This window comes from Maridesulfovibrio sp. FT414, from assembly GCF_050916235.1.
GTDB lineage: Bacteria > Desulfobacterota > Desulfovibrionia > Desulfovibrionales > Desulfovibrionaceae > Maridesulfovibrio.
Map to the genome: position 1 here is coordinate 3,670,095 of NZ_CP104854.1, position 25,128 is coordinate 3,695,222.

General features: G+C 51.2%; 24 protein-coding genes, 1 tRNA gene and 1 pseudogene. 13 read left to right on the plus strand and 13 right to left on the minus strand.

What is annotated here, in order from left to right; translation table 11 throughout:
* Nucleotides 1–6 precede the first annotated feature (6 nt).
* Both N7E73_RS16285 and N7E73_RS16290 read right to left on the minus strand, forming a co-directional pair.
* Entirely contained in the window at nucleotides 7–1,848 is a 1,842-nt protein-coding gene (locus tag N7E73_RS16285) for a UbiD family decarboxylase (protein WP_432735979.1), read from the minus strand.
* 132 nt (nucleotides 1,849–1,980) lie between these two features.
* Nucleotides 1,981–2,358, minus strand: coding sequence for a PH domain-containing protein (locus N7E73_RS16290; protein WP_432735980.1), 378 nt, complete (start codon nucleotides 2,356–2,358; stop codon nucleotides 1,981–1,983).
* 244 nt (nucleotides 2,359–2,602) lie between these two features.
* Here N7E73_RS16290 and N7E73_RS16295 point away from each other — a divergent pair, with 244 nt between their 5' ends.
* Entirely contained in the window at nucleotides 2,603–3,001 is a 399-nt protein-coding gene (locus N7E73_RS16295; protein ID WP_432738881.1) for a ferredoxin-thioredoxin reductase catalytic domain-containing protein, read from the plus strand.
* Between the two features lie 82 nt (nucleotides 3,002–3,083).
* Here the strand turns inward: N7E73_RS16295 and N7E73_RS16300 are convergent, their stop codons facing one another.
* Complete coding sequence (locus N7E73_RS16300; RefSeq protein ID WP_432735981.1) at nucleotides 3,084–4,130, minus strand: PAS domain-containing protein; 1,047 nt, start codon at nucleotides 4,128–4,130, stop codon at nucleotides 3,084–3,086.
* A 186-nt stretch (nucleotides 4,131–4,316) separates the two neighbouring features.
* Between N7E73_RS16300 and N7E73_RS16305 the strand changes: the two genes are divergently transcribed.
* Nucleotides 4,317–5,213, plus strand: a complete 897-nt coding sequence (locus tag N7E73_RS16305; RefSeq protein ID WP_432735982.1) for a phosphatidylserine decarboxylase — start codon at nucleotides 4,317–4,319, stop codon at nucleotides 5,211–5,213.
* A gap of 194 nt (nucleotides 5,214–5,407) precedes the next feature.
* Here N7E73_RS16305 and N7E73_RS16310 read toward each other — a convergent pair whose 3' ends face one another.
* From N7E73_RS16310 to N7E73_RS16330, 5 genes are all read right to left on the minus strand, one after another.
* Nucleotides 5,408–5,671, minus strand: a complete 264-nt coding sequence (locus N7E73_RS16310) for a Txe/YoeB family addiction module toxin (protein WP_432735983.1) — start codon at nucleotides 5,669–5,671, stop codon at nucleotides 5,408–5,410.
* Nucleotides 5,671–5,928, minus strand: a complete 258-nt coding sequence (locus N7E73_RS16315) for a type II toxin-antitoxin system Phd/YefM family antitoxin (protein WP_432735984.1) — start codon at nucleotides 5,926–5,928, stop codon at nucleotides 5,671–5,673. The genes N7E73_RS16310 and N7E73_RS16315 overlap by 1 nt, the downstream gene beginning before the upstream one ends.
* A gap of 270 nt (nucleotides 5,929–6,198) precedes the next feature.
* Nucleotides 6,199–7,296 carry a ribosome small subunit-dependent GTPase A gene (rsgA, locus tag N7E73_RS16320; RefSeq protein WP_432735985.1) on the minus strand — a complete coding sequence of 366 codons (1,098 nt, stop codon included), beginning with the start codon at nucleotides 7,294–7,296 and terminating at the stop codon, nucleotides 6,199–6,201.
* Between the two features lie 628 nt (nucleotides 7,297–7,924).
* The gene (locus N7E73_RS16325; RefSeq protein WP_432735986.1) at nucleotides 7,925–8,488 is read right to left on the minus strand and encodes a BON domain-containing protein; all 564 of its coding nucleotides are present in this window, start codon (nucleotides 8,486–8,488) and stop codon (nucleotides 7,925–7,927) included.
* A gap of 320 nt (nucleotides 8,489–8,808) precedes the next feature.
* The gene (locus N7E73_RS16330; protein WP_432735987.1) at nucleotides 8,809–9,300 is read right to left on the minus strand and encodes a YhcH/YjgK/YiaL family protein; all 492 of its coding nucleotides are present in this window, start codon (nucleotides 9,298–9,300) and stop codon (nucleotides 8,809–8,811) included.
* Nucleotides 9,301–9,740: 440 nt separating this feature from the next.
* Between N7E73_RS16330 and N7E73_RS16335 the strand changes: the two genes are divergently transcribed.
* The 3 genes from N7E73_RS16335 (at nucleotide 9,741) to N7E73_RS16345 (ending at nucleotide 12,619) form a co-directional block, all read left to right on the plus strand.
* On the plus strand, nucleotides 9,741–10,706 hold the full coding sequence (locus N7E73_RS16335) for an omptin family outer membrane protease (protein ID WP_432735988.1): 966 nt from the start codon (nucleotides 9,741–9,743) through the stop codon (nucleotides 10,704–10,706).
* 215 nt (nucleotides 10,707–10,921) lie between these two features.
* Nucleotides 10,922–11,485, plus strand: coding sequence for an Hsp20/alpha crystallin family protein (locus tag N7E73_RS16340; protein ID WP_432735990.1), 564 nt, complete (start codon nucleotides 10,922–10,924; stop codon nucleotides 11,483–11,485).
* A 423-nt stretch (nucleotides 11,486–11,908) separates the two neighbouring features.
* The gene (locus N7E73_RS16345; protein WP_432735991.1) at nucleotides 11,909–12,619 is read left to right on the plus strand and encodes a DUF6125 family protein; all 711 of its coding nucleotides are present in this window, start codon (nucleotides 11,909–11,911) and stop codon (nucleotides 12,617–12,619) included.
* 122 nt (nucleotides 12,620–12,741) lie between these two features.
* On the opposite strand, the gene N7E73_RS16350 is transcribed toward N7E73_RS16345, so the two are convergent.
* Nucleotides 12,742–13,233: a GNAT family N-acetyltransferase gene (locus N7E73_RS16350; protein ID WP_432735992.1), complete on the minus strand. Its 492-nt coding sequence runs from the start codon at nucleotides 13,231–13,233 to the stop codon at nucleotides 12,742–12,744.
* 279 nt (nucleotides 13,234–13,512) lie between these two features.
* Here N7E73_RS16350 and N7E73_RS16355 point away from each other — a divergent pair.
* Nucleotides 13,513–13,596: pseudogene (locus N7E73_RS16355) on the plus strand (DUF6125 family protein); the annotation flags it as partial.
* Between the two features lie 180 nt (nucleotides 13,597–13,776).
* Here the strand turns inward: N7E73_RS16355 and N7E73_RS16360 are convergent.
* Together N7E73_RS16360 and N7E73_RS16365 are read right to left on the minus strand one after the other, a co-directional pair.
* Nucleotides 13,777–14,586 carry a hypothetical protein gene (locus N7E73_RS16360; RefSeq protein ID WP_432735993.1) on the minus strand — a complete coding sequence of 270 codons (810 nt, stop codon included), beginning with the start codon at nucleotides 14,584–14,586 and terminating at the stop codon, nucleotides 13,777–13,779.
* A gap of 539 nt (nucleotides 14,587–15,125) precedes the next feature.
* Nucleotides 15,126–15,221: transfer RNA gene (locus N7E73_RS16365), tRNA-Ser, on the minus strand.
* 241 nt (nucleotides 15,222–15,462) lie between these two features.
* Between N7E73_RS16365 and N7E73_RS16370 the strand changes: the two genes are divergently transcribed.
* Both N7E73_RS16370 and N7E73_RS16375 read left to right on the plus strand, forming a co-directional pair.
* Nucleotides 15,463–16,707 carry a phosphatidylserine decarboxylase gene (locus tag N7E73_RS16370; protein ID WP_432735994.1) on the plus strand — a complete coding sequence of 415 codons (1,245 nt, stop codon included), beginning with the start codon at nucleotides 15,463–15,465 and terminating at the stop codon, nucleotides 16,705–16,707.
* A gap of 222 nt (nucleotides 16,708–16,929) precedes the next feature.
* The gene (locus N7E73_RS16375; protein WP_432735995.1) at nucleotides 16,930–17,382 is read left to right on the plus strand and encodes a hypothetical protein; all 453 of its coding nucleotides are present in this window, start codon (nucleotides 16,930–16,932) and stop codon (nucleotides 17,380–17,382) included.
* Between the two features lie 199 nt (nucleotides 17,383–17,581).
* On the opposite strand, the gene N7E73_RS16380 is transcribed toward N7E73_RS16375, so the two are convergent.
* Together N7E73_RS16380 and N7E73_RS16385 are read right to left on the minus strand one after the other, a co-directional pair.
* Nucleotides 17,582–18,088, minus strand: coding sequence for a nucleoside deaminase (locus N7E73_RS16380; RefSeq protein WP_432735996.1), 507 nt, complete (start codon nucleotides 18,086–18,088; stop codon nucleotides 17,582–17,584).
* A 430-nt stretch (nucleotides 18,089–18,518) separates the two neighbouring features.
* Nucleotides 18,519–19,328, minus strand: coding sequence for a phosphoribosylformylglycinamidine synthase subunit PurQ (locus N7E73_RS16385; RefSeq protein WP_432735998.1), 810 nt, complete (start codon nucleotides 19,326–19,328; stop codon nucleotides 18,519–18,521).
* Nucleotides 19,329–19,618: 290 nt separating this feature from the next.
* Here N7E73_RS16385 and N7E73_RS16390 point away from each other — a divergent pair, with 290 nt between their 5' ends.
* From N7E73_RS16390 to N7E73_RS16410, 5 genes are all read left to right on the plus strand, one after another.
* Complete coding sequence (locus N7E73_RS16390; RefSeq protein WP_432735999.1) at nucleotides 19,619–21,250, plus strand: CTP synthase; 1,632 nt, start codon at nucleotides 19,619–19,621, stop codon at nucleotides 21,248–21,250.
* Nucleotides 21,251–21,378: 128 nt separating this feature from the next.
* A complete protein-coding gene (gene kdsA, locus N7E73_RS16395; protein ID WP_432738882.1) occupies nucleotides 21,379–22,143 on the plus strand; it encodes a 3-deoxy-8-phosphooctulonate synthase in 765 nt (254 codons plus the stop codon).
* Nucleotides 22,133–22,654 carry a KdsC family phosphatase gene (locus N7E73_RS16400; protein WP_432736000.1) on the plus strand — a complete coding sequence of 174 codons (522 nt, stop codon included), beginning with the start codon at nucleotides 22,133–22,135 and terminating at the stop codon, nucleotides 22,652–22,654. The genes kdsA and N7E73_RS16400 overlap by 11 nt, the downstream gene beginning before the upstream one ends.
* Nucleotides 22,655–23,245: an LPS export ABC transporter periplasmic protein LptC gene (lptC, locus tag N7E73_RS16405; protein ID WP_432736002.1), complete on the plus strand. Its 591-nt coding sequence runs from the start codon at nucleotides 22,655–22,657 to the stop codon at nucleotides 23,243–23,245.
* A gap of 30 nt (nucleotides 23,246–23,275) precedes the next feature.
* Nucleotides 23,276–24,895, plus strand: a complete 1,620-nt coding sequence (locus tag N7E73_RS16410) for an LptA/OstA family protein (protein WP_432736003.1) — start codon at nucleotides 23,276–23,278, stop codon at nucleotides 24,893–24,895.
* Nucleotides 24,896–25,128 lie beyond the last annotated feature (233 nt).

A 25,128-nucleotide genomic window follows, 5' to 3' on the forward strand; every position in this document is an offset into this window, starting at 1 on the left:
GGCGGATCAGATGATTCCGTGAAGCGGTCCTCCGGGCGCGGCCAGTTCGTCCACGCGTTTTTCCACTTCCGGGTCGGGATCAAGCGGCGGGGCGTGGTGAGGCTTTATCCTAGCGTCGATGATGATCGCTTTTTCCGCTCCCCAGTGCTTGGCATTGGTTCGTGCTTCAACTCCGTAGATGTCCTTGGCCGGGTCGGAACGGGTGAAGCTTACCCACAGGAAATTGTTCCAGTCCTTTGCAGTGAAATCCGCATCGTCAGCCACAACGATGAGCGGGAAGGATTCGATTTTTTCGACGCGCTGCAGTGTTTCGGCCAGCCTTTCCATCTGCGGGTCCTGCCCGGTGCGGCCCATGGTGTTCCGGGGGCCGGAGATAACCATGATTCCCGGTGCGAGCATACGCATCTTCCGGAATCCGTCCGGCAGGTCTATGCCGGAGGGCAGCTCTCGTCCGAGTTCACGCTTTCTGCTTCCTGCGGCAGCAAGAATCAGCTTGGAGCCTTCGTTCAGGCTGTTGCCGGAGTAGTCGAGGGTGTCGATGGTCGTGCGGGTGATGAAATGCAGGTCGCGGGTCAGGTCCACGCGCTCAAGCAGGTGATTGAACCATGCGGGAATGTCGTGGCAGTTCATGCCTGCTGGCAGGTCTTCCTTTGCTCCGATGAAAAGGTATTTGGCAAGGGCGGTCTGGGTGTTGCCCAGCAGAGCCATGGCGTTGGTCAGCAGTTCCTGCGGCTGGCGTTCGCCGGCGTAGGGCACGTATCTTTCGCTTCCCACGGCCAGAAGCAGCGGATGAACCCCGGCCACGTCCACGGCATGGACTTCGTGCACCCCGGTGAAGACAGCCGGAACCAGTTCTGAGGTCAGTTCATGGATAAAGTCTCCGAACATGGTGTCTTCCTGCGGCGGGCGGCCGACAGTGGTAAATGGCCAGATGGCGTCGGTGCGGTGGTAGACCTTGTCAACATTGAGTACCGGGAAATCGTGTGCAAGGCTGTAGTAGCCGATGTGGTCCCCGAACGGGCCTTCCGGTTTCTGTTCACTGCTGATTGTTCCGCAGATGCAGAAGTCCGCTTCAGCCGGAACGGGCAGGCCGTTTGCACGGGTGACCATGGGGATACGGTGTCCGCCGAGGGCTCCGGCAAAGAAAATTTCCGCCAGCCCCTCGGGCAGGGGCATTACTGCGGCTATGCTCATGGACGGTGCTCCGCCCACGAAGATGCTCACCTTGAGCTTTTCGCCCTTTTTCAGGGCGCGGGCATGGTGGTCGCCGATGCCGCGGTGAATCTGGTAGTGCAGGCCCACTTCTCTGTCCCTTATGTATTCGTTGCCGGAGAGCTGCACCCGGTACATACCGATGTTTGACCCTGCAAATCCCGGCTGGTCCGGGTTTTCCGAATACACCTGCGGCAGGGTTATGAATGCCCCTCCGTCCATGGGCCATGATTTGAGCTGAGGCAGTTGCGAAAGGGTGGTTTCGTTTTCCGTTACCGGACCGGATGCCAGCTTGCGGGGCATGGTGTGGTAGGCGGTGAGCGGGGCCTTGAAATATTTCCACGGCCGCTTGAGGGCTTCCATGGGACTCAGCTTGAGTTTCATGAGCCGTTCCACGGTTTCAATGGTATCGCGGAAGATGAAGTGCAGCCGTTCCCGTGTCCCGTATATGTTGGCTGCCATGGGGAATCTGCAGCCCTTGACGTTGGTGAACAGCAGTGCCGGGCCTCCGGCCTGGAAAACCCTGCGCTGGATGACTCCGGCTTCAATGTTCGGGTCAATTTCCTGCTCAATGCGGATCAGGTCTCCGCGTGCTTCAAGGGCAGCAATGCATTCCTGTGTATTCTTGTATCCCATGTATGGTTATCCTTTGAATGGTCATTGGTGAGTGGGCAGTGTAGGTGCGGACTCCCTGAGAATCAAGTTTTATGGATATAAAAAAAGCCTGCCGGAGAGGCAGGCTTTTTTGCAGGTATACATTTGTTCCGCTTATTTCAGTATCTTGTTGGCCAGCAGCTTTTGGATGCCCACAACGTCGGTTCCTTTCTTGAGTTCCTTTTTGATGGGCTCATGTCTGCCGGAAATCCAGATGGTCAGTTCCGAATCGAGGTCGAAATGCCCTGCGGTTTCCACGGAAAAAGAGGTTACTGATTTGTAAAGGATGGACATGTACTCGACCTTTTTACCGGTCAGTCCCTGCTTGTCGATGAGGATAAGCCGTCCGTTGGTAAACACGAACATATCGCGGATGAGTTTGAAGGCCCGTTCCACACGCTCGTTGTCTCCGAGTATGGGGTTCAGTTCTTCCTGTACATCATTGACGTCGACTTCACTTGCATTGCCCATCAGGGCGTCGAGGATTCCCATGGTATCTCCGTATGGTTTGAATAAGGGATTATCGAATTGTCGCCATCATTTATAGCTTATGGCAGGGAATGTGTCGAGATGGCAGGATTATAAATTGTTCATGCGGAGTGGTGCCCGGAAATTCCAGCCGCTGCTTTTATCCCTTTCAATCGGATGCAATGAATGTTAAGTATCCGCTGCTTGACGCTGCGAAACTGCTTTTTATGGTTTTGCTGCATGAATGGGTAACCTATTAATATCGAAGGTGAAAGCATTGTCTCAGCCTACTGAAAAGAGCGCGGCTCTCATAAACAACTACGTAAAGAAAAATTGTGCCCGCACCGGACTGCAGCTTCATCCCATGGCGGATGTGTCCGATGCCGTTACCACCGGTCTTGCCATGCATATGGATCAGCTCAAGCGCCCGCTGTGTCCCTGTCGTTTCTATCCCGACAAGCAGCAGGCGGTGGATGAGCGTGAGTGGCTCTGTCCCTGTTCCGACATGAAGCAGTACAAGTACTGTCATTGCATGCTGTTCGTGACCGAAGACGGTATGCCCGTAACCGAGCATCTCCCTGAAGATCACGAGGGACGCCTGACCTACGGCCTCATTGCTGACCCTGCTCCTGAAAAAGGGCGCAAGGGACAGAATCTGCCGAATTAGTTTTTTCTCTGCGGAAAAGTCAGAAAGGCACGGTCTGTTGCAGGTCGTGCCTCTTTTTTTGACATGTATACTCTTAACCGGTTCAACTCTTTTTTGATCTTCTCTGCCTTCCCTTGATATACCATTCCTGATCTCCGTACAGCTCTTCGGCGCAGTGCGGGCACAGGCCGTGGCTGAATGAAGCCTCGGAATGTTTTTCAATGAACGCCTCAAGGTTGTTCCAGTATCCCCTGTCATCGCGTATTTTCTTGCATTTGGAGCAGATGGGCATCAAGCCGCTGAGCAGCTTTACTTTTTCCAGTGCTTCGGAGAGTTCTTCGATGAGAGTCTCGCGGGATTTTTCCGCCTCTTTGAGGTCGTTTATGTCGATGAAACTTTCAATGTAATATTCCTTGCCCCGGAGGATCAGTGTTTTCACGGTCTTTAGGATGGTCCTTTCCCCGCTGCCGGAGGTGAGCAGTTTCCGCTCGGATCTGTCCACAACGTGGCCGAGGTCCGCAATGGGGCATTTGCCGCGCTCGGCAGGGCAGACGAATTCGTGGCAGACCTGATCCACAACATCTTCTTTCCTGCGTCCGATCATATTAAGGGCCGGGGCATTCACATCGACAATCCTGCGAGTTTCCGCGTCAACAACGAAAACTCCGCTGAGTGTCGAATTGAACAGGATGTTCAGGTAATGCCTGTTATCCAGCAGCTCGTTCTCATATTCAACGATGCTGGTTATGTCGCTAGCGAATACGGCTAACCTGTGAACATCGCCGTCATTATTTACGATGGGGGCTATATTGTGGTCGAAAATCCGGCCGTCCCGACTGTCTTTAAAACGAACACGCTGTTTACCCTCTATCGCCTTCCTGTAGAACTCTTCCCGGTCGCTGGCCAGCTCCGGCGAAATGAACTCCCTGAAAGACTTTCCGGTCATTTCTTCAACAGTGGTCCCCATGCGGGCCGCTGCAGTCTTATTGACTGTGATGAATATTCCGTCCCGGTCCATGAGGAACACGGATTCCGTTGCAGCATCAAGAAGGGGGCGGGCAGTGCTGTCGTTTGCCAGGCAGGCGTTCTGCTTTTCCAGCTCGGCGACTCTGGCTTCCAGCTCTTCGTAGGTAGGCTTTTTTGAATCCACATGCACCTCGATGATACTGATTATATATTGTCACTTTTCACTCTACGGTACTTGATTGATTAAGTCTATCCCGTTCGGCTGTTCTTGTTGCCTGTTTTGGCCTGTTTCGGGTTGAACAGGTGGTTGACCAGATTGGTTAGCAAGGTTAAAACCGCGACAAGTCAGAAACTTCAACAGGAAAATATGATGAATAACATACAATACATAGATAGAAAGACCGGGAATGTGCTCACCGAGAAGGTTCCCGGAGAGAAGTGGCTTGACTGGCTTTACCATAATCCGGTTGGTAAGCTTGCTCTGGACTGGGTGGTCCGGCGCAAGTTTCTTTCGGCGTGGTACGGCTGGTATATGGATACCCATGATTCAAGTAAAATGATCGAAGGTTTCATAAAGTGCCTGAACATGAAAATGGATGAAGTGCTTCGTCCGTTGAATGACTTCAAGTCCTTCAACGACTTTTTCATCCGCGAACTCGTTCCGGGGGCACGTACGGTCGACCTGAACCGGGAGGCCGTTGTTTCCCCGGCAGACGGCAAGGTTATGGCCTTTGAGGGATTCAGGGGGCTGGATACGTTTTTTGCCAAGGGGCAGGAATTCTCGCTGGATAGGTTTCTGCAGGACAAGGTCCTGAGCAGCAAGTACGAGGGCGGAACGATGATGATTATCCGTCTGGCTCCGGTCGATTACCACCGGTTCCATTTCCCTGCGGAAGGGCGGGTCACCCGTTCAAGGCTGATCAACGGTGATTATTATTCCGTTTCCCCGCACGCAGTGAAGGATATGCTCAGTGTCTACTGGGAAAACAAGCGCGAATACTGCGAACTTCGCACCGAAAATGCCGGGGACATCCTGCTTTGTGAAGTGGGGGCCACCATGGTCGGTTCCATCGTCCAGACCTATACCCCGGACGTTGTGGTCGGCAAAGGTCAGCAGAAGGGCTGGTTCAAGTTCGGCGGCTCAACCGTGGTAATGCTTTTCGAGAAAGGCAGGGTCCGGGTGGATGAGGATATCCTCCGCAATACCATTTCCGGTTACGAGACCTCCATCAAGATGGGGGAACGCGTCGCCATGGCACTGGGATAAGATTTCCGGCTGAATTTGTCGTTATGTTTCAAAGAAGAAAGGCGCGGTCCGTGAGGATTGCGCCTTTTATTATTTTCCACGACTGGGGTATGCCCCCGGCGATGTCTTTACTCTTAACATCCATAAAGCTCGAAGCGAAACTTCTCGCCCAAGTGCTGACGGGCCTTTGGAATACCTATTGGTCCACTCAGCTTTCAATCGTGATATCTGCACTGTACGATGACAAGAGCCTCGGGATTATCTTTAAATTTGTATACCAGCCTGTGCTCATGGTCGATACGTCGCGACCAGTATCCGGCAAGATCAAACCTGAGCGGTTCAGGCTTGCCTTTACCTTCGAATGGAGTGCGCAAGGCTTCCTTGATAAGCAGATTAATGCGGTTGACCATCTTTTTGTCGGTTTTCTGCCAGTAAAGATAATCTTCCCAAGCCTGCGGCGTCCAAGTCAGCAGGGGCATCAATCTTCCGCCAATTCGTGTTGCTCAGTATTGGCAGCGTCTGCAGCAAGAATGCTTTCGCGCAGACGTATGGCATTAGCCGGGCTTTTCAGCAGGTAGGCAGTTTCCGCAATGCTGTTATAGTCTGCAAGGGACATAATGACCACCGATTCAGCCTTGCGTCTGGTAATTATTACCGGTTCATGGGAATCGCATACGCTGTCCATTGTTGAAGCCAGATTCTTGCGCGCTTCGCTGTACGTAATTGCTTCAGGCATGAAATTTCTCCTTGTTGTACAAAAAATAGTACATGTTTTGTCTGTCGTCAAGGTAGAGCGCCTAAGGTCTGCCTTATGCAGACGTCCTGGTTCACCCATTGTCCATGAGTTTTGTCCGCTTATATGAAGTGTCAATGCGTCAGCTAAATGGAATGTCCAGCCCGGATTTTGGGACAGATTTAACTTTCGGCATGCCTGAAAGCTGCCTTACTTCCGAGCCAAGCCGCCAGAAGCCTTTAACGCTTCTGGCGGCCTGATTGGCTTAACTCATCATTTTTTCATGTTCCTGATCAACATGGTTATATCTTTCCAGCGTTCCTTTTCGACCCGGTCGGCGGATTTGTTGCGCCGCATGGAAAGGTAGTCCAGCTCGCGCTTCATTTTGCGGTAGCTTTCCAGTCTTTCCGGGGCCAGTTCACCGCTTTCCACGGCCTGCAGGACAGCGCAGCCCGGTTCGTGGCCGTGTGAGCAGTCTGCAAATCGGCAGTTTTCCGCCAGTTCCTGTATGTCGGCGAAGCTGTTTTCGATGCCGTGACCGTCTTCGTGGAAGGCTATTTCGCGGATACCGGGGTTATCCATCAGCAGGCCGCCCTGCGGCATGCGGATCAGCTCACGCGTTGTGGTGGTATGCCGTCCTTTGCCCACGCTGGAGCTTACTGTCCGGGTGGCCTGAATGTCATTCCCGTACAGCATGTTGGCAAGGGTGGATTTACCCGCGCCGGACGAACCTATCATGGCAGCAGTCATGCCTTGTCCAAGATAGCATTCCAGCTCGGAGCGGCCTCTTTCGTCCTGCATGGAGCTGAGGATTACCGGCACTCCGAAGGCGATGCTTTCGACTTCCATCACGTACTGTTCAGGGTCGTCGTGCAGGTCCGCCTTGGTAAGTACTATGACCGGATTGAGCCCGCAGTTATAGACCAGCGTCAGGTAGCGTTCCAGACGCCTCAGGTTGAAGTCGCGGTCCAGTCCGCAGACGATGAGAACCGTGTCGATATTTGCGGCAATGGGCTGTTCGCGTGTGATTGATCCGTTCCGGCTGTAGCGCGAACCTGCTTCCGCCCGCGAAAGTATGTTACTGCGGGGCAGCACTGCGGTCACGACCGTTTCGTTGGCGCAGACCCAGTCCCCGGTGACGGGATAGTCGCCGTTATTTGATTTGAGCACCCTGCCGGAAGGGGCGCAGAGCCACTCTTCCTGTCCGTCTCCTACCAGAAAAAGGTTTCGCTGCACGCTGATGACGCGGGCTATGCGACCATTAAGGTCTGCTGCTGCCGCAGTTGATTCAAATGATTCGTTCCAGCCGAGAAGGCTGAGCTTTTCAGGGGAACTGGATATGATTGTCTGAGATTTTGTGTTTTCGGTCATTTCATTTCACCATGTTTCGGTCCGGAATCTCTCCGAACGCAGTCAATTTATGACGTCCTGTGACGGAAAGTCGCAGGACGCAGCTCTATGCCGTGATGGTGAATGTGTTGCGGAAATGAAAGGGCGCAACTAAAGACCGGTTTCAGGACGAAACGCAGATCAAACAGGCCGGGCGGCCTTGTATCTGAACCGCATGGATGTGCGGCCGGAAAAGCGGTTTAAGCCTGCTGATTGCCCTTTATTTCGGCAACTTCGCTTACAAGCTCCAACAACTTGGTGAACATCAAGACTCCTTGTTATTACGATATAAACAAGCACTGCCCGATTACGGAACAGATGTCAACAGGGTAAACAGGGGCTTATACCGAAGGAAAGAACACTGAAATATGGAAATTGTCGAAGGCGGGGCAAGCTCTGTTGATAGCAATTTTACATGAACCAGCACCTTAAAACCGATAGGGATTCCAAAGGGTCGCGGACCCTTTGGCCGCCGGCGGCGAAATCAAATCGCCAAAAGCGCGAAGCGCATCTAAATCAGCCCCGCAGGGTCGCCGAAGGCAAATCAATGTACAAACAGAAAAGGCCGGGAAATTCCCGGCCGATTTGTACAGGTTGGGTGTCCATAAGCTCAGGGCTTGTTGCTTACCCGCAGGTAGGACTTGACTCCGCGAACATCCTCGACTGCCTTGGCGTGGGCAATGGACTTGTCCACCTGAGTCTGTGAGCCCACAAGGCCGAGCAGCACCACCTGACACTGGACCACCTTAACTTCCACGTTGGTGGACCAGATGTCGCCGTCAGCTATGAGCTCCTTTTTCACCGAGGCAAGGATGCCGAGATTGTCTGATGTTTCACAGGTCGGGTCTTCCTTCTTGGGCAGCAGGTAGGTTGTTACCCCCTTTACTCCTTCCACGCTCTCGGCGATGGCTATGGCCTTTGATTTCTGCGCTGCGGTCTCATACTCGCCAACAAGAAAGACCTGCCCCATGAAGGTGTACGGCTCAATGCCCATCACGGACACTTCATCGTCATCCAGATAGCGTTTCATGATTGTCCCGGAGATTGTGGCGTCGGCGGTCTGCTGGCCCACGCTCCTTTCGTCCATGGCGGCCTTGTAGATTGTGCCGCAGCCGGTCAGGGGCAGGACGGCGAGCATCGTGATCATTAAAAAGACGGCGATACATTTGTTCATGGACTCCTCCTTGGGCGGTATCCTTGTTTTCCAGGTTCCCATGGCAGATGCTTAGGGTTGGGTGATATTTCCGGTCTTTTTATTCTATGCCTAATCGGGAGTTGTGGCAATGGTGGGATGAAAATTGTGCAGGTCTTCGGGAAAGAGCAGGGATTGCCGGTGCGTGCTGTTTTAGTCTGGAACGGCCTGTTAAACCAATAGGGATTCCAAAGGGGCTTGCTCCTTTGGCCGTCGGCGGCGAAATCAGAGCGTCAAAAGCGCAAAGCTCATCGAAATCAGCCCCGGAGGTCCACCGGAGCAACTTATATTGGAGGCGAAAGTTATTTACTGTGCCGTTCAAGGTGAGGCTCAAGCGTGGCGAGGGCTATCTTGACGACAACTTTTTTCACTGCTTCCGGTTCTTCCGCGCACCTCAGGCCCGGCATATGACCATCCAGCGGGAAAAATACCATGAAATTTCCTGGTGTGAGAATGCCCTGATTCGGCAATTCCGGGAGCGGCTTCAGGAACTCGACATCGCGTTCGGGGATATAGGCGGTCTCGATTTCCAGCGCGGGCAGGTCGGCCCAGCCGATGATTTCCCGTCCGGATAGCAGGAACTGGATGTCCACGTACTTACGGTGCGCCTCGTAAATTCCTTTTTCGTGCTCTTTAGTGTTGTATTCATTCACTTCCGCAAAGACCGTATCACCGTCTATGGCGTGCCTTCCCAGAGCCGCGGATGTTTCCAGCCCGCGCAGAAAGCTGAATGCGGTTTCCCATGCGGGGCCGAAGTCGTATTTTGAATAGTTGTCCATGCTGTCCAGTATCATGTTGTTCTCCTGAAAATTTAGTCGGATATTGGGCCTTCAGCTCTTGGCAGATGTGTATCAGGTGATGATGAATGTCAACGGGCAGGGGGATTTGACTTTCGGCATAGAAGAGGGGGTGTGAGCAGATGGCAGGCAAGGCCGGAATTAGGTTTTTTCCGTGCAGATTGTATGGCAACCGGTTTAAATCTACTTGCGATTGAAAACAATTGTTGCATCTCTCGATGAGATTCATTTATTAACCAGTAAATTGCCTGCAGAATTGCACGAGCTGTGTTTTTACTGCATTTCACAATTGTTGATTTTAACTGATTACCCGTGTCCTGTAATTTGTGGATATGATGCTGATTGCTTGTTTGCAGTGAAATAATGATGTGCTGTTTGTAATATCGGAATTGTTTGAGGGAACTTATTTGCGAAAGTAAATTGCGGGGGTTATGTTCGTGTCACGTGTTGTTAAATATGTTACGCTGTGTCTGGTTTTGCTGCTTTTTGCAGGTACTGCCCATGCTTTTCATGCTGATTCATTCAGAAACAAGGATGTTGCTCTTAACTCGACCATTCCTGCCAGCCTCAGTGTTCAGGTCGGAGTTGTGAATGGAGAGGCGCGTGAACTTGTTTATGAAGAGGGCAAGGGGCGGAAGGTAAGCGAACTGCAATGGGATATTGATAACGTCGTTATGGCCGGGGTCAAAGGGTCGTTTGATTTTACAGACTGGTTGTCATTCAACGGCGGTTTCTGGATGAATCTGACCGGTGGTGATGACGGCTACATGGACGATTACGACTGGCTTACCTCTGATCCACGGTGGTCGGACTGGTCGCACAGCAGGATAACAGTTGAGAAAGCCATAAGTGTTGACACTAATTTTGAAATAAAAATTTTTGAATGGGATTATCTGGCCCTTTCAGGGCTTGTCGGTTTTAAATTTGATAACTGGAAATGGGAAGATTCCGGCGGATCGTACGTGTACAGCATTAGTGGATGGCGCAACAGCATAGGAAATTTCCCCGAAAATGAAACCGGTATCGGTTACGAGCAGTGGTTTTATTGCCCTTACGTAGGAATACAGACGGATTCTGATTTCGGTGATTTCAAATTAAAAACATATGTTAAGGGAACTATCTATGCATGGGCTGATGACGAGGATTATCACTACAGCAGACGTTTAGTCTTTAACGACTCCTTTTCCAATATCAAATATCTCGGAGCGGGGATCTCGGGCTGCTACTCCTTTACTCAGAATATTTTTTCCACAATTTCAGTTGATTATCAGAAGTATTATCGCCAGGTCGGTAATGTTAAGGAAAGGAGCACGGTCACAGGTGAAACTTCGTCTATGAGCAACGGTGCAGGAATTGATAACGAGACCTTGTCCATAGGATTGGAACTCGGATTCAATTTTTAATCCGGGTAGTCTGTTCTGCTTGAAATCAAGTGCGATATAAGGGTGTTGCACTCATGGAATAGTTGCGTCCGATGTAGGGGAAAGTTCTCGAAGACGGGGGGGCTCGGCGGTGCAGGCTGCAAATCAAAAAAAATGAAATCATGATCTTGACTGCTTTTTGTCCTGTTTTAAAAATATAGTAGAAACATTAACCTTATTCTTTCAAGGAGGACGCTATGACCGTTTCCAAGCTGAATCCCTGGAACTGGTTCAAAAGGGAAAGTGAACAGGAAAGGACCCTTCCGGTTAAGCAGACGGAACGGGAAGCAGGCCCCAATGCTTCTCCGCTTGACCAGTTCCATGCCGAAGTAGACCGTATGTTTGAATCAGTGTTTTCCGGTTTCGGACTGACGATGCCGCAACGCATGTTCGACATGGCTGACCCCAGGCTTGATAAGATTACCATGAAGCCGAAGGTGGACATCTATGGATCGGACAAGGAGTACGTCATCAAGGCTGATCTGCCGGGCATTGATGAAAAGGACCTCTCAGTGGAGGTGAAGGATGACATACTCATTCTTTCCGCTGAGAAGAAGCACGAGGAGAAGACCGAAGAGAAAGGTTACTACCGGGTTGAAAGGTCTTACGGCTCGTTTCGCAGGATTCTGAATGTCCCGAAGGATGCTGATAAGGAAAAGATCAGTGCCAAGTTGAACAAGGGAGTTCTGTGCATAACAATTCCTAGAACGCCGTCAGTGGAGAGCCGTTCTAAAAAGGTTGCCATTGAAAGCTCTTTATAAGCGAAAACTGTAGTTCTGTATTGTTTGTTCCGACCCCGGCAGCATGTCGGGGTCTTTCCACATGCACATGGAGGAATAATGGTACATAAGTGCATTAATTGCGGTTGGTCGGGAAGATGGGAAAGGCTGATACACGAAACAATGTGTCCAAAATGCAGGTGCTATACCCTGCCATGTGTTGAAAGGCATGGCTCCGCACAAAACAGTGCAGGCAGTATGTATAAATATCTGAAGATTGAAAAGCCGCAGAACAGACCGACTCAACTACAGAGATGACAGGCTGAAATGAAGGCCGCTGTGCAGATGCATGGCGGTCTTTTTCTTTACGATGTACCTTCTTTTTCCGTCCCGGTGTTGCATGTCTGAAAGGAATGTGCTGCAATAATGTTATATCAATAACACTCTAGTCGTTGCGGAGAAATAATGAAACCCTCAGAACCAACCACACTCGAAGATCTTACCGAAGTAATTCGCCAGTTGGCAGCTCATTACGGACTATGGATGGCGGAAAGCGTGCATCAACTCGGACTTGAAGCTGCTCTGGATGCTGAAAAGGAAGCAGGGGACAGGTTTTTCGGGATTCTATCCGGCAAGCTCGCGCGTGCCCTTGGGGTTACTCCTCAGGAAATTCTGGCGGGAACTGATCAGGAGACGTTGGATAAGCTGGGTATGGCCTTGCGTTCAGCATGGCTGGCGGCAGACGGGGTATGGTTTCAGGCCATTGAGAAACAGGCGGATATGGTCACAGCCAAACGGGTCAATGATACCTGCTGGTCCAGATTTTCGCCGCTGGAGGCCCGCCGGGCCAAGGACATTCTCGGATTGCCTGATAACGGCGGGATTCCGGCTTTGAAGGCTGCTCTTGGGGTGAGGATGTATGCACATCTCAACCGGTGGGAATTTACGGATGAAACCGAAAATTCAATCGTTTTTCGCATGACAGACTGTCGCGTCCAGACTGCCCGCAAGCGAAAAGGGCTGGCGGACTATCCCTGCAAGTCCGGCGGAATTACCGAATACGTCGGGTTTTCAAATGAAATAGACTCAAGGTTCAAGTGCGAGTGTATCGGGTGTCCGCCTGACGAGCATCCGGAAGAGTGGGTGTGTTCCTGGAGATTTACTATTGAAGAATAGGGGGGCGGTGAACTCGATCACGTATCCTTTTACGTAAAGGGATTTTGGGATAATGCAAAAGGGCTTAGGATTGATTTCCTAAGCCCTTGATTTTTAGTAACCGAAATCCGGAATCCATTCGGTTAGAGTTCCTTTTGCATCCATACCGTATCGAAAATTTGTCCCTTTTTTTTAGCCACGTTTCTGAAACGTCCGCATTCTACAAATCCATTCTTTTTATGAAAATCTATGCTTTTCACGTTCAGCGAAGAGATATTGGCCAAGATATTCTTGATACCTTTTTCCACTGCCCCTTTTTCGAGGAAACAAAGCAGATTATAACCTAATCCTTTACCTGTACAATCTGGATGAATAAAATATGTAACTTCTGCCGTTTGAGAGAATACGGGCATGGGATTATGTGTGCGTAACATTCCAAATCCCCAAATTTTTCCATTTTGATCTTCTATCGTTCCATGAGGAAAGCCCTCTGCCATTTTTAGCAGCATATCAAATGCTTGGTATGGCAGACTATTTTCTGGATATGCCGCATATGAATTCTCAATGTAATAATTGAAGATATCCATTATTGCTTTGCGATCTTCACTTGAAATTGGACGAATTGAATAATCCATTTTATTGCCTCTTGATTTATGGAAGTTGTATTTGTGTGTGAGATAATAAAATTATTATCTTATTTTAAATTTGTTTGATTTATAACTATAAGAATAAGAAATAAATTAATGTTTGATTAATTTTAATATTTTTATATTTAAAATCTCGCAAAAAGCAATCCCTTCTAATGATCTGGCTGAATTAATAATCCAAATGGCAGCCAATTACTGCTTATGGATTGCTGTAGCATCTATCCTTAGACTTGAAGCTGTATAGGCTAATGAAACAGATTCAAGGGCGAGTGTATCGGGTGTCCGCCTGATGAGCATCCGGAAGAGTGGGTGTGTTCCTGGAAGTTTACTATTGAAGAATTGCGGGGTTGAAGAATTGCGACTAGGTGCCGGTATGGGCAGCAGTGATTAACCCGCGGTCATCAAAGAAAATGATTCCCTGTTGGGATAGGAGTGACTTCTTGATTGCGGGGCTGATTCTGTCAGGAGGCACTCAGCTTCAATTTTTTTGTCTGGTTATTATGCGCTAACAGTATCTTCGCGAATGTCCAATTAAAACCGCCAGACAAATTTGGCAAGCCCCCCAAACGCGCTACCCAGATTCTGGGACGATAGCTTGCGCCCGTTGCTGTTGTAAAAAGTGTAGTTTCGTTCATAGACGTATTCAGGACCGATTGAAAAGGTCCAATGTTCGTTTGGTGTATAATCCAGATACAGGCCGAACTTTGATTGGGTCTCTTTTACATAGCCTTCAGTTTCATAGATTTTATTTGAGCCGGTCATGGCCATGGTCATTCCGATGGTTTTATTTTTGTCGTCGCCCATATCCACCCCGATCATCTTGAGGATTTCGGTAAAGGTTTCATTCGACACGGACAGAACCAATCCCACTTCGATATCGCCGAAAAGTTCATCATTAATAGGGCTGACGGCAACTGCTTTGACTCCGCTGCCCAGAATCGATCCTTTCCACAAATCGTAAGCAAGCCCTCCCTGCAGACCCAGACCCAAAGCTCCGGGAAAATCTTTTTCAAATGCGGAGGTGGCGGTGCAATCCAGCCAGTATATCCAGTCCTCGTTGAATCTTCCGTTAACCAGTTGTGCCTGCAGGGTGAGATCCTGCAGATTTTCAAAAGGAGGGTTGGAACTCTTTCCTCCGCTGATCTGCCGTGAAATATCCCCCTCGTTTTCCCATATGAAATGGGACAGCCCGTAGGATAACTCAAAAATGGAATAGCCGACCCTGACAGAGTTGCGAACAACACTTACCTCGCCCGATGCACTGCGAAAAGACGCCGGTAGTGTATAAGTGGAATCTATTGTAATATGCGGCTCTTTTCCAAATTTTGTAGGGGTGTCCATCAGACTGTTTTCCACAAGCCCTACAGGACCCAGCCCTAAAGCGGCGGCGGGTTGGGGACACAGAAAAAAGCACAGGATAGCTAACAAAATAAATTTGAAACCTGACATCTATATTCTCGGCTCACATCATAGTCAGCTTCTTTAAGCGTTGTTTAATTTTGCAGCAGCCTGCTTTTCTATTGCCGGCTACGTGGGTATACGATGCTATAAAACCTGTTTGTCCCAGCCCTAAAAATAAGCATATGTGATGCCTTAAGTAAAAACAATATACGTACTCCGGCTGACCAAAAGTACGTTTCAATCGGCTGATTTTTTTTGAAAGAAAATCACGTATATTTTCACGTATAGTTGCTTTTGGAAAAGAAAAGGGGAGTGGCGTTTTTGAAACCAAACGCACATAAAACACACATTCTGATGATCGGGAAAAGAAAAAGAGGAAAGGTGCTTTAGAAACCAATCACCTATGAAATCACCTGTCGGCAGTTTCAAGCCAATGAAAAAGGGCTTAGGATTGTATCCTAAGCCCTTGAGTTGTTTAGTGGCGGAGAGAGTGGGATTCGAACCCACGTACGGGCTATGAACCCGTAACTCGATTTCGAGTCGAGCGCGTTACGGCCGGACTTCGCTACCTCTCCGCATTTTAATGAAGGCCCGGTTCCGGCATGTCCGGCCTTGCGAGGAAGATTTTATATACGTTATCCAGACGATTAGCAAGGTGAAATAACATGTTAAGGTAAATACGTTTCCTGAATACGCAGCATCAGGTGTGGCAGTATAACAATCCACTGTGCGGCGCGCAATCGTTGTGCTATCATGTCAGGCATCTGTCTGGTTTATAACGCTACTCGGAATAAATTTCAGATTCAGGAGGATATTGTGAAATTCTTTAATCGGTTATTGCTTTTGTTGGTTGTTCTGCTTTCATTCCTGACGGTTCCGCTGGTCTCACTTGCCGAAGAGGATCTCTCAGTGCCGGACGACTGTCCTTGCAAAGGTTCCATTTCCGGCATGGTTGAAGCGTACCGTTCGAACAAGGTCTTCAAAATGCTCATAGATGAGTCATTCAAGAATATGCGGCAGACTCCGGCCGGATACCGTGAAGGCGGGAATCCGTGGATAGGAAAATCCTTTGCCGATCTTGTTCCGTTCTTTGTTGAATGGTGCACATTTCTGCCTGAGGCAAAGGGCAGTCACGATAACGGGCTTAAGTTCATAGAGCAGATGGATCTGTTTGCGTACAAAAATCCGTTTGCACAGGCGGCCTTCCAAACTTCCCCCGGACTTGAGGTGTTTGACCGTTTTGCCTGGGAGCGCGGAAATTTTCTTAACAGCAAGGACTCCACAAAATTTGTCCCCAAATGGCTGAGTGACCCAAGAATTGAACGAGAAGAATATGCTCTCCCGGACCCGCATGCCGCAGACGGCGGATTCAAATCCTATAACGAATTTTTTGCCCGTACATTCAAGAACATAAACAAGGTCCGGCCCCAGACCATGCCCGAGCGGGATTATGTGATTTCTGCGCCGACCGATGCAATTGTCAACACCATACCGGCACAGCTGGTTGATGAGTCCGATACGATTCCTACAAAGGGAACTCAGAAGCTGAATATCCGCCAACTGCTTGGTGAATCCAAATACTGGCGCAGGTTTGTCGGCGGAACGGCCATGTCCTGCATCCTGATGCCGAACACCTACCATCATTACCATTCACCGGTTTCCGGAAAGGTCATTGAAACGCGCCTGCTGGATGGAGCCCTGCTGGGTATGCAGGACTTCCCGAAATTTGTGCCGCCGACCGGCAATGTGGGCTACCACGGGGCCAGCTTCGGAGCCTTTGAGAGCTACCAGCGCGGATACTTTATCATTAATACCGGTAAATACGGCCTTGTGGGTGTGGTTCCGGTGGGACTCAGTACCGTGGGGTCGGTTGTGTTCGAGGACCGCTTCCTGACTGCGCAGGGGCCAGTGCAGGTCAGGCGCGGGGATGAGCTCGGGCATTTCCTGTATGGAGGGTCGCTGGTTATCCTTATCTTTGAGCCGGGCAAGTACAAGTCCGGGGCCGTAAAGGTTCGGCTCGGAAACCAGATCGGAATTTTCGATACGGATTCCAACGAGTAGGGGCTGGTCGAGCTCGAATCGCAGCGTTGTTTTTTGTGCATTGTATGTACGGCGGCGCGGCTCATTCTGAAGCAGTTCATGGAAGCTGGATCTGATGAAGTTGCAAGTCCGGTCCGCTGTTGTGAAATATGTTTAATTATTAATTCCGCCTGATTCAGTACTGTAGTAGGGTTGGATCAGGCTGAAGTTCAGGACATTATATCCATGGAGAGGAGAATTGAGATGAAGAAGAAATTTACCAGGCGCACAATGCTTAAAAGTATGGCCGTGCTGACGGCTGCAACCGGAGTTACCATGGCAGGCGGCTTTGTCTTTGCCGATGAAACGGAAAAGAATGAAAACGGGCTTGATGAAGAGGAACGCAAGCGCAGCAAGGAAGAAAAGACGGAAGAGCGCGAGGAGCGTAAGAAACGCACCAAGGAAGAAAAATCCGAACGTAAGGATAAGGCGGCAGAAGAACGCGCAGGCAAGAAGAAGGAAAAGGACGAGGCAAGGGAAGAGCGCAAGAAGTCCAAAAAGGATGACAAGGCCGAGGATTCCGAAAAGGATAAGAAAGATAAAAAGGATAAAAAAGAGAAGAAGAGTAAGGACGATAAGGATAGCAAGGGTAAGAAGGACAAGAAGCCCAAGAAGGATAAGAAGTCCAAGAAGGGAACCAAGGACGAGGACGAATAGCTTTTGCTGTAATCGGAATCTGGTGCGCGAATCCCGAAGCTTCTGCACAGGAAGCTCAGGACCGTACCCGATCTATTTAGCGGATAAAGGCTGGAACAAAGAGCATCAAGAGGTGCGCGTGTTCCGGCCTTTTCTATGGTCCATTAAAAATGCATTTTCCCAGCAATCCAGACCCATTCAACCTGCAAATTGCTTTCCCTTATTTCCTTTTCTGAAGAAAGAAACTCTGCAGGATATCCCTGCATTCCTGTTCGCTGACCCCGCCAAGTACCCAGAATTTGTGGTTGGCAAAGGGGAGTTCCGTGCCTTCCATGTTTGAAACGACTGCCCCTGCCTTTGGGTCCGGTGCGCCGAAGACTATACCGTCCACTCTGGAATGAATGATCGCGCCAAGGCACATGATGCAGGGCTCCAGCGTGACAACGAGTATGGAACCGCGCGGAAGTCGGTAATTTTCCGCTTTTTCGCAGGCCGCGCGGATGCAGTTGATTTCCGCATGGCCGGTGGGGTCGCTGGCTGTGAGCGGGGTGTTGCTGCCGGTTGCGAGCAGTTGACCGTCTGCGGAGAACAGGGCCGCACCGATGGGGACTTCTCCGTTCCTGCGGGCCTTGAATGATTCACGGATGGCGACGTCCATCATGGATCGCCATGTCTGGCCTGCGGGCGGGTCTGCCGGTGGGGTTCCTCTGGTAATTATGCTGGTCATTTTTTGCTGCCTTTTGGGAGCCTCCGGCGGCTCTGCGAGGCTGGTTTTGATGCGCTATGCGCTTTTTGATTATTTGAGTTGCCTCCGGCGGCCCTCCGGGGGCTTAAACCCTTTTGCAAAAGGGTTTAAGAATCCCAAAACCTTTTATTAAGGCTTCGCCACGGTACATGGTAAATCGTCATTGTTATATGTCTTGCCGCTTCTGATTCAACTTGCTGTTTTATTTTGTAAAAAAGACTGAGTGTAATCATTGTGAAATATTTGAACTAACGAGAGCTGAATTATAAAAAAGGGGAGAGTCAGAAAACTCTCCCCCATCTGATGATCTAATGAAGTTGTGCCTTACGAAGCGGCGGAGCCCCAACAAAAGGTTTTGGGAGAGTCCAGAGAACCCTTTTGCAAAAGGTTCTTTGGCCGCCGGAGGCATCTTCTACAAAGATTTAATGTACTTTACGCCGCCTTCGAGCAGAGCCAGCCCAAGGGTGGGGATATTTCCACGGGTCCACTTGGGGTGGTTGGTGGGGTGGTTGTATGCTTCGGGGTGCGGCATGAGTCCGAGGATGCGTCCGGTGGGATCGGTCAGCCCTGCTATGCCCAGCGGAGAACCGTTGGGGTTGGCGGGGTATTCCATGGTGACTTCGCCGGTTTCGGGATCAATGTATTGCAGCGCGTGCAGGTTGTTTTCGATAATCTTGTCCATCATGGCGTCATCAGCGGGGATGATTTTACCTTCGCCGTGGCGGACAGGTACGTTAAGGGTATCAATTTCCCTGGTGAAAACACAGGGGGAATCGGGGTTGGCCTTGAGGTGTACCCAGCGGTCCTCGTACTTGGCGGAATCGTTGTAGCTCAGCGATACCTGACGGGTGAAGTATTCACCGCCTACAGCGGGCAGCAGGCCGAGCTTGACCAGCAGCTGGAATCCGTTGCAGATGCCGAGGATGACGCCGCCGTCCTCGAAGAATTTTTTGATCTGGTCCACAAGCGGGGTGCCGTCGGCGGTGTGTGCATGTTTCCAGCGGAGCGCGGCTGCCTGTGCGGCACCGAGGTCGTCTCCGTCAAGGAACCCGCCGGGGAAGATCAGGTAGTTGTATCCCTCAAGGGTCTTTTTTCCTGCTGCGAGGTCGGAAAAGTAGGTGATGTCCACTTCGTCCGCGCCGGCCTTGCGGGCGGCGTGAGCGGATTCCTGTTCGCAGTTGGTTCCGTAACCGGTGATGACCAAAACTTTAACTCGGGCCATATATTTTTATCCTCCAGATGTTGACAATCGAAATATTCAGAGACTATCTAGTCCGTGTTTAGAAGAGAGGAACATAATTGCGGGTCAGCCTCCCGTCAACAGTCTATATTCCTCAGGACGTACCGCTAACACATTTTTTTAACGTCGGATACGCCTGAATCATGGATTGTCTGCGGGTGTGGTCCTTTTTTGTGTTTTTTCTCCTGATAGCGACTTTATTCGCTGTACATTTTGTTTTATGTAACAGCGAGATTTTAAAATAAATTGTCCGCCACGGGACGGGAGCATTCATGAAAACCAAATTCATATTCATCACCGGGGGCGTTTTGTCCTCACTGGGTAAAGGTCTTGCCGCCGCATCCATCGGCGCGTTGCTGAAAGCCAGAGGTCTTACCGCAACCATCCAGAAGCTTGACCCCTATATTAATGTTGACCCCGGAACCATGAACCCTTTCCAGCACGGGGAAGTCTACGTTACCGATGACGGTGCGGAAACCGACCTCGACCTCGGCCACTATGAGCGCTACCTGAACGTTCCGCTGAGCCAGAACAACAACTTCACTTCCGGGCGCATCTACCACACCGTAATCACCAAGGAACGCCGCGGTGACTATCTCGGCGGTACCGTGCAGGTTATTCCGCACATCACCGACGAGATCAAGAATGCCGTACTCGGCGTAGCAAAGGACGAGGACGTGGCTCTCATCGAAATCGGCGGAACCGTTGGTGACATCGAAGGCCTGCCCTTTCTTGAAGCCATCCGCCAGCTGCGTTCCGAACTGGGAAGCGAAAACGTACTTTATATCCACCTGACCCTCGTTCCCTACCTTGCTGCTGCCGGTGAAGTTAAGACCAAGCCCACCCAGCACTCCGTAAAGGAACTGCGCGGCATCGGTATTCACCCCGACATCATTCTCTGCCGCAGTGAAGTTGAGCTGGATGAAGACATCAAGCGCAAGATCGCACTTTTCTGTGACGTTGACCGTGACGCGGTTTTCACTGCCGTTGATGTTAAGAACATCTATGAAGTACCGCTCAAGTTTTATCAGGAAGGACTTGATCAGAAGATCGCTATACTGCTCAAGCTTCCGGCTAAAAATTGCAACCTGGAGCCCTGGAAAGAGCTTAACTATAAACTCAAGCACCCCAAGGGTGATACCACCATCGCCATCGTCGGCAAGTATGTGGACCTCAAGGAAGCGTACAAGTCCCTGCATGAAGCTCTGATCCACGGCGGTGTGGCCAACGATGTGAAGGTCAACCTGCGTTACGTGAACTCCGAAGAGGTCACCCGTGAGAACGTTCAGGAAAAGCTGGCCGGTTGCAACGGCGTGCTCGTTCCCGGCGGTTTCGGAACCCGTGGTGTTGAAGGCAAGATCGCAGCCATTGAGTATGCCCGTGTGAACAAGGTTCCCTTCTTTGGAATCTGTCTCGGCATGCAGTGCGCCGTAATCGAATTCGCCCGTAACGTTCTGGGTGTGGCCGATGCAAACTCCGAGGAATTCAACCCCACCGGCAGAAACAACGTCATCTACCTGATGAAGGAATGGTTCGACTACCGTACCGAGAAGACCGAGTGCCGTTGCGAGGAAAGCGACAAGGGCGGAACCATGCGCCTCGGTTCCTATCCCTGCAAGGTTGTGGAAGGCACCAAAGCAATGGAAGCATACGGTCAGGTAGAGATTCAGGAACGCCACCGTCACCGCTACGAGTTCAACAAGGAAAAGTTCGCCGACAAGCTGGTTGAAGCCGGTCTGGTCCTGAGCGGTCTTTCTCCTGATGAAACTCTGGTTGAAATGGTGGAAGTTCCCGATCATCCCTGGTTCCTGGGCTGCCAGTTCCACCCGGAATTCAAGTCCACCCCCATGAACGCACATCCGCTGTTCAGAGAGTTCATTAAAGCCGCGTGCAAGAATAAATAGCACAATCATTCAAATTACGGCCCGGCCGGGAGAAGCCCTGCGCGCTCCCGGCCGGACTTATATCAGGAGGGTGAACTCCTTTGACCCCCGATGAATTATATCAGAAAAGCCTGAACGGGCCGTTCATCATGGCCGGTCCGTGTGCATTGGAAACCATAGATGTCGCCCTGCGCGCCGCAGATGTTCTGGCTGACATCGCCTCCCGTCATAATGTGACGGTAATTTTCAAGAGCTCTTTCGACAAAGCCAACCGCACTTCCATAACTTCCTTTCGCGGTCCGGGCATGGAGGAAGGGCTCAAATGGTTACAGCGGGTCAAGGATGCGTCCGGACTGCCCGTAGTGACCGATATCCATACTCCTGATCAGGCCGCTCCCGTAGGGGAAGTGGTCGATGTTATCCAGATACCCGCATTTCTGTGCCGCCAGACCGATCTGCTGGTGGCCGCTGCCAATACCGGGCGGGTCATCAATGTGAAGAAAGGCCAGTTCCTTGCGCCCAGCGACATGCGCCACGTCGTCGGCAAGCTGCGTGAAGCAGGCAACGAGCGCATCTGGCTTACCGAGCGAGGTTCCACCTACGGTTACAACAACCTTGTGGTCGACATGCGCGGCATTGCCATCATGAAGGATCTCGGCTGCCCGGTCGTGTTTGATGCGACCCATTCGGTGCAGCTTCCCGGCGGGCTGGACGGAAAGTCCGGCGGACAGCGCCATTTCGTACCCTTGCTTTCCCGTTCTGCGGTTGCGGCCGGAGTTTCCGGAGTCTTCATGGAAGTTCATCCCGACCCGGACTGCGCACTGTGCGACGGTCCAAACAGCTGGCCGCTTGATCGGGCGGAAGATCTGATCCGCGACCTGCTTGCCGGTTGGAGCGTCAAGTATGTCTGCTAAGGTGCGTGCGGCTAAGATCAGGCTGCTTATCCTTGACGTTGACGGTGTTCTCACCGACGGCGGGCTTTATTACGACCATGAAGGAAATGTGATGAAGCGCTTCAACGTGCAGGACGGTCTGGGCATCAAATTTGCCCAGCAGGCCGGTCTGGAACTTGCCGTCATCACCGGGCTCAACCACGGGGCCGTGGAAAAGCGCATTTCCGAACTGGGCATTACCGAATATTATCCCGGGCATAAGGAAAAGCTTCCCTTTTATGAAAAGCTGCTCAGCGAAAAGGGGCTTACTGACGAGGAAGTAGCTTATCTCGGTGACGACTGGATTGACGCGCCGGTCATGCTCCGCGTGGGGCTGCCCATGACTGTCAGAAATGCCCAGCCTGAAATATTCGGAATTTCCAGATGGATTTCTTCCAAGGAGGGCGGTCACGGCGCAGTGCGTGAGGCTATTTCCTTCATTCTTGATGCACAGGGAAAGCTTGCTTCCATCTGGCGGGAGTGGGCTGAATAGATGGGCCGTATCGGCTTTATTCTTTTTTCCGTTCTGGCCGTTGTCGCAGGCCTTGCGGCAGGGACCATGCTGGGCAAGAAGTACGGAGTGTATCCGCACATGGCCCGCCATACTGTGGAACGGGCTCTTCTGGCAGATCAGAACAAGTCCGACATCTCCGCGGAGGAGATCGAGCTTATTCAGGGAACCGGCGGTGACGTGGAGTGGATTCTTCGTGCCGGAAGCGCCGACTACGATCAGGAAAAAGGGCTGGTCATAGCCGACAAACCGAGGGTAACCTACTATCTGGGCCGGGACCGTAAGGAAGTTTTCGTTCAGGCACTGCACGGCGAGGTCAGCCAGAAGGGTGAAGGGCTGAGGCTCTGGGACAACGTTGAAGGTCATTACAATGACATGGCTCTCAAGGCCGAACGTCTCAATTTCATCCCCAAGGACAATCTTCTTTTTCTTGAGGGCAACGTGAAGGTGCAGAGCCCCACGGCCTATATACATTCCGATAAGATCAAGGTTGACCTTGTCACCCGTGAAATAATGATTGAAGACGGCATGGAAGCCCTGATATCACCTAACATGGTGGTTATGCCCGAATAACGGGATAAAACAGCAGAAGCGAGCATCCATTTGATAAGCATATTTCGTATTCCGTCCATGCGCAGCCGAGTTTCAGCTGCTTTTTCCCCGGCACTGTTCTGTGCGGTGCTGCTGTTCACTTTTGCCTTCAGCCTTCCGGCTCATGCCTATGACAAGGCGGAGCTGAAGATTGCCAGATCCATTACCAATATCCGGTCCGAGCCGAATCTCAAGGCCCCTGTTGTGTGGGTTCTTTCCCCGGCCGAGAGTTTTCTCGTGGGGCAGGCAGAAGCGGGCTGGTATCCGGTTTTTCCAGCTTCCGCTGATAAGGATGCCAAGCCTGTAGGCTATGTTTCCGGCAAAGTGCTTGTTCCTGCTGCTGCGGACAGTCCGCTGGTGGACTGGGGCGATGTGCGTTACGTAGGCAATGATCTCAAATACCACCTTGAGCGGACCGTGAAGTCCTCCACAGGCGGGGTTTTCAAGTCCGGCGACCGCATCAAGGTCGGATTTCTGAGGGACGGCTGGTATGCGGCTTTCAAGGGTGATGAGCCGGTTGTGTCCGAGGCGGATGCCCTCGGTTACGTCAAGAAAGGTGATGTGGATATTGATCTCAAGGATGCCCGTATCCGCTACGCTGTGCGCAAGATAAATGTCATTGAAAAGCCGGTGGCGACTTCTGCAGCTGTCGGCGTGCTCAGTCCCGGACACCGGGCACAGGTCGGTAAGGAAAAGGGTGGCATGTACGCACTTTATCGCATCGACACCATTGTGCAGAATGATACCCCGGTATGGGGCTATGCCTGGGGACCGTTTCTGGCCGCATATCCGCGGAATCTTGAAGAGGCCCAGATGGCCGGCATAGATGCCCGCAAGGCTGAAATTGCCGCTGAAGCACAGCAGAAGGAGACGGCGCAGGAAGAGCGCAAGAACGAACTGGATGCCATGGAGCAGGCCATGCAGGAAATGCTGGACGCTCCTCTGGCCACCCGCACCATGTATTCCACTGCCGTGCTCAACATCCGTTCTGAGCCAGATGCGAAGGCCCTTATTGTAGATAAGCTTGAGGTCGGCGAGGCCGTTATCGTAGGAGCGCAGGAAGGCAAGTGGTACCCGGTGTTCAAGGTGGCGGAAGGCAAGGACCCGGAGCGCATAGGTTATGTTTTCGGAACCTATCTGCAGGGTGAACCTCCTGTACAGAAGAATGAGGAAGAGCCCCGGAAGAAGAGGGTTTCCGGCGGTCCTGATGAAGTGCCCATCAAGATTACTTCCACCAAGATGACTTTCAGCGAGAACCGTAACCAGATTACCTTTTCAGGTAATGTGAAGGTTGTGCGGCTCGACGTGACCCTGACTTCGGAGACCCTGACCGCGCACCTGAGGCCGGAAGGGGATTCCCTTGCCGATACGCAGGACAAGATCAAGGAAATTGTCGCGTCCGGTAACGTGAAGGTTGTGATGAACAACCGCAAGGGAGACTGCGACAAGCTGACCTACATTGTGGCTGATTCGATTATCCTCATGGAAGGACATGCCAGACTGCAGGATGGCCAGAACCTTGTGCAGGGCGAAGTTATCAAGTTCTACCTGAAGGATAACCGGTCCGAAGTCGTGGGCGGCAATAAGCCCATTGAGGCGATTTTTTATACTCCCAAGAATATGGGGAATTGATCCGGCTGATTGTGCTTTTTATGCCTCCGGCGGCTTAAACCCTTTTGCGAAAAGGGTTTAAGAATCCCAAAACCTTTTGATAAGGCTTCGCCGCAGGCATTGGTAGATTTGTTTTAGCTACATTGAAATCAGTGTTTCCCATGCAGTTTTTGGTGATTTAAAACCTGAAACCGACAGGGATTCCAAAGGGGCTTAGCTCCTTTGGCCGCCGGAGGCGAAATCGAATCGCCAAA